Annotated in this window: 10 protein-coding genes and 1 riboswitch; all 10 genes read left to right on the plus strand. The window is 75.8% G+C overall.

Annotated elements, in window-relative coordinates:
• Positions 1 to 162 precede the first annotated feature (162 nt).
• Positions 163 to 1,434, plus strand: coding sequence for an inorganic phosphate transporter (locus ACWC9R_RS28035; RefSeq protein ID WP_450735624.1), 1,272 nt, complete (start codon positions 163 to 165; stop codon positions 1,432 to 1,434).
• Between the two features lie 22 nt (positions 1,435 to 1,456).
• Positions 1,457 to 1,693 carry a hypothetical protein gene (locus ACWC9R_RS28040; RefSeq protein ID WP_362612989.1) on the plus strand — a complete coding sequence of 79 codons (237 nt, stop codon included), beginning with the start codon at positions 1,457 to 1,459 and terminating at the stop codon, positions 1,691 to 1,693.
• 269 nt (positions 1,694 to 1,962) lie between these two features.
• Positions 1,963 to 2,112: riboswitch (cobalamin riboswitch) on the plus strand.
• 153 nt (positions 2,113 to 2,265) lie between these two features.
• Complete coding sequence (locus ACWC9R_RS28045) at positions 2,266 to 3,285, plus strand: cobalamin biosynthesis protein (RefSeq protein WP_450735626.1); 1,020 nt, start codon at positions 2,266 to 2,268, stop codon at positions 3,283 to 3,285.
• A gap of 82 nt (positions 3,286 to 3,367) precedes the next feature.
• Complete coding sequence (locus ACWC9R_RS28050; protein WP_450735628.1) at positions 3,368 to 4,933, plus strand: cobyric acid synthase; 1,566 nt, start codon at positions 3,368 to 3,370, stop codon at positions 4,931 to 4,933.
• 55 nt (positions 4,934 to 4,988) lie between these two features.
• Positions 4,989 to 7,106 (plus strand): putative cobaltochelatase, encoded by a 2,118-nt coding sequence (locus tag ACWC9R_RS28055; RefSeq protein ID WP_450735630.1) that lies wholly within the window; start codon positions 4,989 to 4,991, stop codon positions 7,104 to 7,106.
• Positions 7,106 to 7,702: a cob(I)yrinic acid a,c-diamide adenosyltransferase gene (gene cobO / locus ACWC9R_RS28060; RefSeq protein WP_018091818.1), complete on the plus strand. Its 597-nt coding sequence runs from the start codon at positions 7,106 to 7,108 to the stop codon at positions 7,700 to 7,702. Before ACWC9R_RS28055 ends, cobO begins: the two co-directional genes overlap by 1 nt.
• 16 nt (positions 7,703 to 7,718) lie before the next feature.
• The gene (locus ACWC9R_RS28065; RefSeq protein WP_450735632.1) at positions 7,719 to 9,116 is read left to right on the plus strand and encodes a cobyrinate a,c-diamide synthase; all 1,398 of its coding nucleotides are present in this window, start codon (positions 7,719 to 7,721) and stop codon (positions 9,114 to 9,116) included.
• On the plus strand, positions 9,113 to 9,772 hold the full coding sequence (locus ACWC9R_RS28070; protein WP_450735634.1) for a VOC family protein: 660 nt from the start codon (positions 9,113 to 9,115) through the stop codon (positions 9,770 to 9,772). Before ACWC9R_RS28065 ends, ACWC9R_RS28070 begins: the two co-directional genes overlap by 4 nt.
• Positions 9,769 to 10,374, plus strand: a complete 606-nt coding sequence (locus ACWC9R_RS28075) for a cobalamin biosynthesis protein (protein ID WP_450735636.1) — start codon at positions 9,769 to 9,771, stop codon at positions 10,372 to 10,374. Before ACWC9R_RS28070 ends, ACWC9R_RS28075 begins: the two co-directional genes overlap by 4 nt.
• A partial coding sequence (locus tag ACWC9R_RS28080; RefSeq protein ID WP_450735638.1) for a sirohydrochlorin chelatase occupies positions 10,371 to 11,221 on the plus strand: 851 nt, incomplete at its 3' end. The genes ACWC9R_RS28075 and ACWC9R_RS28080, both read left to right, overlap by 4 nt.

Consider the following 11,221-nt stretch of genomic DNA (forward strand, 5'->3'; position numbering starts at 1 on the left):
CTCAGGAAGTTCACCAACAGGTGAGGCGGAAGTGACGCCGGAGGCGCCTCCGCGTGAACACTGCGGTGGTGTCATCACCACGCCCGTCCCAGTTCACTTTCCGTTCACCCGCTCTCCGTACGGTCCCAGCGACACTGACCTTCGAACTGATTGCCTGGGTGAATGGAACACATCACGCTTCTCATCGGGATCGTGATCGTCACGGCCTTGGTGTTCGACTTTACGAACGGCTTCCACGACACGGCCAACGCGATGGCCACCACCATCTCCACCGGGGCGTTGCGACCCAAGACCGCGGTGGCGATGTCGGCAGTCCTCAACCTCGTCGGCGCGTTCCTCTCCGTGGAGGTGGCCAAGACCATCTCCGGGGGGATCATCGACGAAGCCGCCGGCATCAGACCAGAAGTCATCTTCGCCGGCCTGGTCGGCGCGATCGTCTGGAACCTGCTGACCTGGCTCGCCGGTCTCCCCTCCAGCTCGTCCCACGCCCTCTTCGGAGGTCTGATCGGCGCGACCCTGGTGTCCGTCGGCACGAACGGCGTACACGGTGACGCCGTCGTGATGAAGGTCCTGATCCCCGCGGTGGCCGCCCCGGTCGTCGCCGGCCTGGCCGCGCTGGCGGCGACCCGGCTCACCTACCGGCTGACCCGCAACCGCGACGAGGCGGACACCGCCAAGGGCTATCGCGCGGGCCAGATCGCCTCCGCCGCCCTGGTCTCCCTCGCCCACGGCACCAACGACGCCCAGAAGACGATGGGTGTGATCACGCTCGCGCTGATCACCGGCGGGGTGGTCGCCCCGCACGCCGACCCGCCGCTGTGGGTCATCGCCTCGGCCGGTCTCGCCATCGCGCTCGGCACCTACCTGGGCGGCTGGCGGATCATCCGCACCATGGGCAAGGGCATCACCGACATCCAGCCGCCGCAGGGCTTCGCCGCCCAGACCGGCGCCGCGGCCACCATCCTGGCCTCCTCCCACCTCGGCTTCGCGCTCTCCACCACCCAGGTCTGCTCCGGCTCCGTGATGGGCTCCGGCCTGGGCCGCAAGGGCGGCGTGGTGCGCTGGTCCACGGCCGGCCGGATGGTCCTCGCCTGGGGCCTGACGCTGCCGGCCGCCGGTGCGGTCGCGGCGGGTGCCGCGTTCCTGGCCGGACAGGGCGACTGGGGCGTGGCGGCGGTGGCGGTCCTCGGACTCGGCATCTGCGGCGCGATCTGGGCCGCCTCCCGGCGCAAGCCGGTCGACCACACCAACGTCAACGAAGGCCCGGCAGCGGAGCCGGCGGGCGTGGTCACCGCCGCGCTGCGCACCGTCTCGCCGCCCCCGGCCGGCCAGCAGGCCCCGGGAGCCGACGCCCCGGAGACCGCCGACGCACCGGCGGCCGAGGCCCCCACCACCACCGCCCCGCGCGCCAAGGCCGCGACGGTCACCCGCTAGCTGTCATCACGTAAGGAACTCCATGAGCATCGACTGGGCAGCTCTCGGCCAGGTCTTCGGCGTCACCCTCGGTGTGACGGTCGGGATCGTGGGCCTGTTCACCGTCGGCATCGCCGGTACGTCCCGCAAGACCGGCCACGAGGGTGCGGCGGCCGCGGTCGCCGTACCGGGCACCGGCGCACGGGCCGGCGCGATGGCCGCCTTCGCGCTCTGCGCGGTCGCGGTGGCCTATGGCATCTATCTGATCGTCGCCGGCTGACCCGGCCGGACACGACGGACCGGACGAGGCGTCCGGCCGACCGCGGCCTCAGCCGTCGTCCGCCGGGCGCCTCGTCCGTGGGCCGCCCCGGCAGCCGCGCGCCGGACGGTGACGCGGGATCAGGGGGCGTGCGGGCGGCCGCCGGTGACGTCTCCGCCGCGCTGTGGTGTGCGCCACAGCGCCTGCCACAGGGCAGCGTCGCAGGTCAAGGGTGAGTTGACGGGCATTCGCGGTGCGTGGTGGACTGCCGGAGCCATTCGGCGACAGCTGAGGAAGTCCGGTGTGAATCCGGCGCGGTCCCGCCACTGTCACCGGGGAGCGTTCCTCCGACGAGGGCCACGGTCCGCCGCGCACACGTGCATCGACGTACGCGGGACTGGAAGGCCGGAGGACACGCCGATCCGGGAGCCAGGAGACTCTTGTCGCCGTCACGTCGAGCCAGGGCGCGGACCCTGAGTGAGGACATACCGCCATGCCCGGCTGCCCGTCGAGATCCCCTCTGCCCACTGCCGCAGGGTTCCTCCGAGGCCGGGCGGGACATCACGGACACGCCCTGGCAACGGCCTGATCCGGTGCGCGGCGAACACGCGGGATACGCGTGCGGCGCGGCCCTCGGCTTTCTCACCGACCTGATCGCGGCAGATCCGCGGCGTGGCCATCCGGTGGCCGCGTTCGGCCGGACCGCTGGCGCCGTCGAGCGCCGGCTGTGGCGCGACCACCGCGGCTACGGGGCGGCGCACGCCGTGCTGTGCGCGGGCGGTGCCGCGGCCGCCGCCGCGCTGGTGCGGCGCGCCGTGCGGGGCTCGGCTTCCGCTTCTGTGCTGTCGCTCCGTGGTGGCGCCGGGATCGCGCTGACCGCGGCGACGGTCTGGGCCGTGCTGGGCGGCACCTCGCTGGGCCGGGAGGCGCGGGCCGTCGGCGGGGCGCTGACCGCGGGTGACCTGGACGTGGCGCGGGAGCGGCTGCCGCATCTGTGCGGGCGCGACCCGCAGGCGCTGGACGGGCCGCAGATGGCCCGTGCGGTGGTGGAGTCGGTCGCCGAGAACACCTCCGACGCGGTGGTGGGCGCCCTGGTGTGGGGCGCGCTGGGCGGGGTGCCCGGCCTGGTGGCGTTCCGCGCGGTGAACACCCTGGACGCGATGGTGGGCCACAAGTCGGCGCGCTACCGCCGCTTCGGCTGGGCCGCGGCCCGGCTCGACGATCTCGCCGGCTGGCCCGGCTCCCGGCTGACCGCCACGCTGACCGTGCTCGCCGGCCCCGACCGGCGCGGTGCGCTGCGGGCCTGGCGGGCGGACGGCGCTGCGCACCCGAGCCCCAACGCGGGCCCGGTGGAGGCGTCGTTCGCGGGCGCGCTGGGCGTACGGCTGGGCGGCACGCTGGCGTACGGCGGGCGGGTGGAGCACCGTCCGGTGCTCAACGGCGCGGCGCCGCCGGTGGCGGTGGAGGACATCGGGCGGGCGGTGCGGCTCTCCCGGCGGGTGAGCGCGCTGGCGCTGGTGACGACGGTGGCGGCCCGACTGGCGGGCGGCGCCGCGCGGGCGGCGGTGGCTCGGGGAGCCGGAGGGCTCGGGCGTGAGGCGGGTCCGGTATGAGGCCGTCCGTTTTTTCCCCGCCGCCCACCCCCCTTCGGGGGGTGGGCGGGTGTAGTGACCCGAAGCTCAGGAGGAGGACCCGGTGAACGGGCGGTTGAAGGCAGCCGGCGGGGCGGTCGGCGGTGGCCTGTTGGTGGCCGGGACGACGTCCGACGCCGGCAAGAGCGTGGTGACGGCGGGCATCTGCCGCTGGCTGGTCCGGCAGGGCGTCAAGGTGGCGCCCTTCAAGGCACAGAACATGTCGCTGAACTCGTTCGTCACCCGCGAGGGCGCGGAGATCGGACGGGCCCAGGCGATGCAGGCCGCCGCGGCGCGGGTGGAGCCGACCGCGCTGATGAACCCGGTGCTGCTCAAGCCGGGCAGCGACCGCAGCAGCCAGGTGGTGCTGCTGGGCAAGCCGGTGGGCGAACTGAGCGCCCGCGGCTACCACGCCGGGCGCCAGGAGCAGTTGCTCGGTACGGTCACGGACTGCCTCCAGGAGTTGCGGCGCACCCATGACGCGGTGATCTGTGAGGGCGCCGGCAGCCCCGCCGAGATCAATCTGCGGCGTACCGACATCGTGAACATGGGGATCGCACGGGCCGCCCGCATCCCCGTGGTCGTGGTCGGTGACATCGACCGCGGTGGGGTGTTCGCCTCGTTCTTCGGTACCACCGCGCTGCTGTCCGAGGAGGACCAGGCGCTGGTCGCGGGCTATCTGGTCAACAAGTTCCGGGGCGATGTGACGCTGCTGGAGCCGGGGCTGGAGATGCTGCGCGGTCTGACGGGGCGGCAGACGCTGGGCGTGCTGCCGTTCGCGCACGGCCTCGGCATCGACGAGGAGGACGGCCTGCGGGTGTCGCTGCGCGGCGCGGTGCGCGAGAGCGTGGTGGCCCCGCCGCACGGGACGGATGTGCTGCGGGTGGCGGTCTGTGCCGTACCGCTGATGTCGAACTTCACGGATGTGGACGCGCTGGCCGCCGAACCGGGCGTGGTGGTGCGGTTCGTGGACCGGGCCGAGGAGCTGGCCGACGCGGACCTGGTGGTGCTGCCGGGGACCCGGGGCACGGTCCGGGCACTGGAGTGGCTGCGGGAGCGCGGGCTGGCGGACGCGATCGCCCGGCGGGCCGCCGAGGGCCGCCCGGTGCTGGGCATCTGCGGCGGATACCAGATGCTGGGCGAGCGCATCGAGGACGAGGTCGAGTCGAAGGCGGGCACGGTCGACGGGCTGGGGCTGCTGCCCGTACGGGTGCGGTTCGCGGCCGAGAAGACGCTGGCGCGGCCGGTCGGTACGGCGCTGGGCGAGCCGGTGGAGGGGTACGAGATCCACCACGGCGTCGCCGAAGTGAGCGGCGGGGATCAGGCGTTCATCTCCGATGACCAAGGGCGCAGCCTCGACGGCTGCCGGGCCGGCTCCGTATGGGGCACGCACTGGCACGGCTCGCTGGAGAGCGACGGCTTCCGCCGGGCCTTCCTGCGGCGGGTCGCGGCGGACGCGGGCCGGGCGTTCGTACCGGCCCCCGACACCCGCTTCGGGGTGCTGCGCGAGGAGCAGCTGGACCGGCTGGGCGATCTGGTCGAGGAGCACGCGGACACCGGCGCGCTGCTGCGGCTGATCGAGGAAGGAGTGCCGGAGGGACTGCCGTTCGTGCCTCCGGGGGCGCCATGAGGGGTACGCACAGGACGAATCCGGAGCTCGACGGCGACGTGGAGGACGACACAGCATGACAACCGCTCACGAGACGACCCCGCAGTACCCGTTCACCGCGGTGGTCGGGATGGACGACCTGCGGCTGGCGCTGCTGCTGAACGCGGTGAGCCCCGCGGTGGGCGGCGTGCTGGTCCGCGGCGAGAAGGGCACCGCCAAGAGCACCGCCGTGCGGGCGCTGTCGGCGCTGATGCCGGCCGTGGACGTGGTCAACGGCTGCCGCTTCGCCTGCGCCCCGGCCGCGCCGGACCCCGGCTGCCCCGACGGGCCGCACGAGACCGCCGCCGTCGAGGAGCGCCCGACGCGGATGGTCGAACTGCCCGTCGGCGCCTCCGAGGACCGGCTGGTCGGCGCGCTGGACATCGAGCGGGCGCTGTCGGAGGGCGTGAAGGCCTTCGAGCCGGGCCTGCTGGCGGACGCGCACCGCGGCATCCTGTACGTCGACGAGGTCAACCTGCTCCACGACCACCTCGTGGACCTGCTGCTGGACGCGGCGGCCATGGGCGCCTCGTACGTGGAGCGCGAGGGTGTCTCGGTACGGCACGCGGCCCGTTTCCTGCTCGTCGGCACGATGAACCCCGAAGAGGGCGAGCTGCGGCCGCAGTTGCTGGACCGGTTCGGGCTCACGGTCGAGGTGGCCGCCTCGCGCGAGCCCGACGAGCGGGTGGCGGTGGTCCGCCGCCGGCTGGCCTACGACGCCGATCCGGCGGGCTTCGCGGCGGGCTGGGCGGCCGAGGAGGACGCGCTGCGCGCCCGGATCGCCGCGGCCCGGGAGCTGCTGCCGCGGGTGGTGCTGGGCGATGCGGCGCTCCGGCAGATCGCCGCGACCTGCGCGGCGTTCGAGGTGGACGGGATGCGCGCGGACATCGTGATGGCGCGTACCGCCACCGCGCTGGCCGCGTGGGCGGGCCGGACGGACGTCCTGGAGGAGGACGTGCGGCAGGCGGCGCTGCTGGCGCTGCCGCACCGCCGGCGCCGCAACCCCTTCGACGCCCCCGGCCTGGACGAGGACAAGCTCGACGAGACGCTGGAGGAGTTCGGCCCGGACGAGAACGCGGACGGGACCCCGGACGGCGACGACGACCCGGAGCCGGACGGCCCGGACGGCGGTCCCGACGGGGGCGGTCCGGACGGCGGCGGGCAGCCGCCGCAGGACGGCGGGCCGGAGGAGTCCCCGCTCCCGCCGGAGGCCGAACTCCCGCACCAGCAGGACCGGGAGGCCCCGCAGGCCCCCGAGCAGCCCGGACAGGCCGAGCAGCCCGCGCCCGGGAGCGCGTCCCAGGGGGCCGCGGCCGGGGAGCGGCCGGCGGTCGGGGCCACCGAACCGTTCAAGACCCGGCGCCTCGATGTGCCGGGCCTGGGCGAGGGCGCGGACGGCCGCCGTTCCCGGGCCCGTACCGCCCACGGCCGCACGACCGGGGCCCGCCGCCCGCAGGGCGCGCTGGGCAAGCTGCACCTGTCGGCGACGGTGCAGGCCGCGGCGCCGCACCAGCGGGCCCGCGGGCGCAGCGGGCGGGGGCTGCTGGTGCGCCGGGACGATCTGCGCGAGGCGGTACGCGAGGGGCGGGAGGGCAATCTGGTCCTGTTCGTCGTGGACGCGTCCGGTTCGATGGCCGCGCGGAAGCGGATGAGCGCGGTCAAGGGCGCGGTGCTCTCGCTGCTGCTGGACGCCTACCAGCGGCGCGACAAGATCGGCCTGATCACCTTCCGCGGCAGCGGCGCCGAGCTGGCGCTGCCCCCGACGTCCTCGGTCGAGGCGGGCGCGGCACGGCTGGAGCAGCTGCCGACGGGCGGCCGGACGCCGCTGTCGGAGGGCCTGTTGAAGGCCCATGAGGTGCTGCGGGTGGAGCGGATGCGGGACGCCTCGCGGCGGCCGCTGCTGGTGGTCGTCACCGACGGCCGGGCGACCGGCGGCCCGGAGCCGGTGGTGCGCGCCGGCCGCGCGGCCCGGCTGCTGGCCGCGGAGGGCACCGCTTCGGTGGTCGTGGACTGTGAGGCGGGCCCGGTGCGGCTCGGTCTCGCGGGCGAGCTGGCCCGTGAGCTGCAGGGCACCGCGATCAGCCTCGACGAACTGCGCGCGGACAGTGTCTCCGCGCTCGTACGGACCGTGCAGGGCAACAGGAAGGCCGCGTAATGCCGCAGGGACAGCCGTCCGTCGTACCGAACGACGGGCTCACCACCCGCCAGCGCCGTAACCGTCCGCTGGTGTTCGTCCACACCGGCCAGGGCAAGGGCAAGTCCACCGCCGCCTTCGGGCTGGCGCTGCGCGCCTGGAACCAGGGTTGGCCGGTCGGGGTGTTCCAGTTCGTGAAGTCGGCGAAGTGGAAGGTCGGCGAGGAGCGGGCGCTGAAGGTGCTCGGGGAGTCCGGTGAGGGCGGCACCGTCGCCTGGCACAAGATGGGCGAGGGCTGGTCCTGGGTGCAGCGCGACATCGCCTCCAGCGAGGACGCGGCGCGCGAGGGCTGGGAGCAGGTCAAGCGGGACCTGGCCGCGGAGACCTACAAGCTGCTGGTGCTGGACGAGTTCGCCTACCCGCTGAAGTGGGGCTGGATCGACACCGACGAGGTGGTGTCGGTGCTGCGCGACCGCCCCGGGACCCAGCATGTCGTCATCACCGGGCGGGGCGCCCCCGAGGCGCTGCTGGACTTCGCCGATCTGGTGACGGACATGACGAAGGTCAAGCACCCGATGGACGAGGGCCAGAAGGGCCAGCGGGGCATCGAATGGTGAACAGGGAGCACAGCGCGTGAGCGGCGGATCGATTCCCCGGCTGGTGATCGCCGCGCCGTCGTCGGGCGCGGGGAAGACGACGGTGGCCACCGGTCTGATGGCGGCGTTCGCCGAGGCCGGACTCGTGGTGTCGCCGCACAAGGTCGGCCCGGACTACATCGATCCGGGCTACCACTCCCTGGCCACCGGCCGCCCCGGCCGCAATCTGGACGCCTATCTGTGCGGTCCCGGCCGGATCGCGCCGCTGTTCCTGCACGGTGCGGCGGGCGCCGATCTCGCGCTGGTCGAGGGCGTGATGGGGCTGTTCGACGGCGCCTCCGGGATGGGCGAGCTGTCGTCCACGGCGCAGGTGGCGAAGCTGCTGCGGGCGCCGGTGGTGCTGGTGGTGGACGCCTCCTCGCAGTCCCGGTCGGTGGCCGCGCTGGTGCACGGCTTCGCCTCCTGGGACCCGGAGGTGCGGCTGGCCGGGGTGATCCTCAACAAGGTCGGCTCGGACCGCCACGAGGAGCTGCTGCGGGAGGCGATGGACTCCTCCGGTGTGCCGGTGCTGGGCGCGCTGCGCCGGGACGGGCGGGCCGGTACGCCGTCCCGGCACCTGGGCCTGGTGCCGGTCGCCGAGCGCCGGACCGAGGCGGTGGAGTCGGTGGCCGAACTCGCCGCGCGGGTTCGCGAGGGCTGCGATCTGGAGGCGCTGCTGGCGCTGGCCCGTACGGTGCCGGAGCTGCCGGACACCCCCTGGGACCCGGCGGCGGAACTCGCCCCGGCCACCGGCACGGACACCCCGGAGAAGCCGCTGATCGCCGTCGCGGGCGGCGCCGCGTTCACCTTCTCGTACGCCGAGCACGCCGAGCTGCTGGCCGCCGCGGGCGCCGAGGTGGCCCCGTTCGACCCGCTGCGGGACGAGCGACTGCCGCCCGGCACGCGGGGGTTGGTGATCGGCGGCGGCTTTCCGGAGATGTACGCGCCGGACCTGTCGGCGAACGCGCCGCTGCGCGCCGCGGTGGCCGCGCTGGCCGCCTCCGGGGCGCCGGTCTCCGCCGAGTGCGCCGGGCTGCTGTACCTGTCCCGGTCGATCGACGGGAAGCCGATGTGCGGGGTGCTGCCCGCTGAGGCCCGGATGACCGAACGGCTCACCCTCGGCTACCGCGAGGCGGTGGCGCTGCGGGACAACGCGCTGGCCGCGGCCGGCACCCGGGTGCGCGGCCACGAGTTCCACCGCACGGTGCTGGAGCCGGGCGCGGGCGCGGACCCGGCGTGGGGTCTGACGCATCCGGAGCGGCGGGTGGAGGGCTTCGTGTCCGGCGGGGTGCACGCCTCGTATCTGCATGTGCACTGGGCCGCCGAACCCTCGCTGGCCGGGCGGCTGGTGGCGGGCGCCGCCCGGAGCACGGCGGCCCCGGGCGCCGCCCGGTGAGCCCCGGCACGGGCGGGGCCGCCGTCCTCGACCATCTCGTCTGTGCCACCCCCGACCTGGACCGCACCGTGGCCGAGGTCGCCGGGCTGACCGGGGTACGGCCGGTGCGCGGCGGCAGCCACCCGGGCCGGGGCACCCGTAACGAGCTGCTGGGCCTGGGCGGCGGCGCGTACCTCGAAATCGTCGGGCCCGATCCGGAACAGCCCGCACCGGACCGGCCGCGGTGGTTCGGCATCGACGCGCTGACCGGGCCGCGGCTGGTCACCTGGGCGGTCCGGGTCACCGGTATCGCGGCCCGGGTGGCCGCGGCGCGGGCGCACGGCCACGACCCCGGCGACCCGTACGGCATGAGCCGGCGCACCCCGGACGGCGGCCGGCTCACCTGGCGGCTGACCCCGCCGGGGACCGGCCTGGCCCCGTTCCTGCTGGACTGGGGCGCGAACCCGCACCCGTCGGCCGCCGCCGGGCTCCCCGTGCTGCCGCTGGTCTCGCTCACCGCGGCCTGCCCCGACCCCGCGGCCGCGCGGGCGGCGTGGGACGCGCTGGGCGTCCGCTGGCCGGGAGAGCCGGTCACCGCCGGGCCGGCCGGGCTCACCGCGGTCGTTCAGGGGCGGCGCGGCCGGGTCGCCTTCGGCCGGGGAGTCGTGGCGGTATGAGGCGCCGGGGCCCCGACGGGACCGGCGGCGCTCTGCCGCTGGTCGTCGGGGTGGGGGCGAGCCGGGGCGTCCCGGTGTCCGAGGTGCTGGAGCTGATCGCGGCCGCCCGCGCGGCGGCGGGGTGTACGGACCGGCCGCTCACCGCGCTGGCGACGGTCGCGGCCAAGGCCGCCGAGCCGGGCCTGCTCGGGGCGGCACGGCGGCTGGGCGTGCCGCTGCGGTCGTTCCCGGCGGCGGCGCTGGCGGCGGTGCGGGTGCCCGCTCCGTCCCCGGCCGCGGCGGCCGCCGTGGGGACACCGAGCGTGGCGGAGGCGGCGGCGCTGCTGGCCGCGGGGCCGGGCGCCGAACTGCTCGCCGGCAAGCGGAAGTCGGCTCCGCACGGCCGGCCGGCCCGCGCGACCTGTGCGCTGGCCGGGCCCGCTGTAACGGACAGCGGTGCCCTTACCGCTGGTAGGGAGGGAGCGGCCACCGACCGCTCCTCCGCTGCGGATATCGTCTTGACCTCCCCCAACCCGCCCCGCCGTGGCCCGGATCGGTGGACGGCGGTCGCCGGCGACCCGGCGCCCGGCAGCGGACCCACCGGTACCAAGGAGACCCCGTGACGACCTCTCCCCCCGCACTGCTCATCGCCGGTCACGGCAGCCGCGACGACGGCGGGGCCGACGCCCTGCGCGCACTGGTGCGGCTGCTCGGCGAGCGGCACCCGGACGTGCCGGTCGCCGGCGGTTTCCCCGGCGCCCCGGACTCGCCGCTGTCCCTGGACGGCGCCCTCGACGGTCTCGTCGGGCGGGGCGCGACCCGGATCGCCGTCATACCCCTGCTGACCGCCCCGGCCGGCCCGGTCCCGGACGCGCTGTCCGCGGTGCTGGCGCGGGCGGCGGAGCGCCACCCCGGGCTCGTCCTCGCCCGCGGCGCCGAACTGGGCCCGCACCCCGCGCTGCTCGACGTGCTGGAGCGGCGGCTGGACGAGGCCATGGGCAGCGGCGCCCGCCGGCCCGCCGACCGGGCCGGCACCACGGTGCTGCTGGTGGGCCGTGGCGCGGCCGACCCGCACGCCAACGCCGAGGTGGCGCGGGCCGCGCGGCTGCTGTGGGAGGGGCGCGGATTCGCGGGCGTGGAGACCGCCTTCGTCTCGCAGGCGGCGCCGGACGTCCCGGCGGGCCTCGACCGGTGCCGGACGCTGGGGGCCGCTGGGGGCTCCGGCGGGCCGGGCCGGATCGTGGTGCTGCCCTACTTCGTCCTTCCCGGCGGCCCGGTGGAGCGGCTGCACATGCAGGCCGAGGGCTGGGCGGCGGCGCACCCCGGCACGGACGTCTTCGGCGCGACGGTCATCGGCCCGGAGCCCGCGGTGGCCGACGTGGTCATGGAGCGCTACCACGCGGCGCTGGCGGCCGCACCGCTGCCCGCCGGCGCGCCGGGCGCGGGCCGGGCGTCCTCCGCCGCCGCCCG

This window comes from Streptomyces sp. NPDC001219 (genome assembly GCF_053597915.1).

Excerpts from the sequence above, each read along its gene's own strand:
- ACWC9R_RS28075 (WP_450735636.1), top strand. The coding sequence starts at position 9,769 with ATGAGGCGCCGGGGCCCCGACGGGACCGGCGGCGCTCTGCCGCTGGTC.
- ACWC9R_RS28040 (WP_362612989.1), top strand. The coding sequence starts at position 1,457 with ATGAGCATCGACTGGGCAGCTCTCGGCCAGGTCTTCGGCGTCACCCTC.
- ACWC9R_RS28055 (WP_450735630.1), top strand. The coding sequence starts at position 4,989 with ATGACAACCGCTCACGAGACGACCCCGCAGTACCCGTTCACCGCGGTG.
- cobO (WP_018091818.1), top strand. The coding sequence starts at position 7,106 with ATGCCGCAGGGACAGCCGTCCGTCGTACCGAACGACGGGCTCACCACC.
- ACWC9R_RS28035 (WP_450735624.1), top strand. The coding sequence starts at position 163 with ATGGAACACATCACGCTTCTCATCGGGATCGTGATCGTCACGGCCTTG.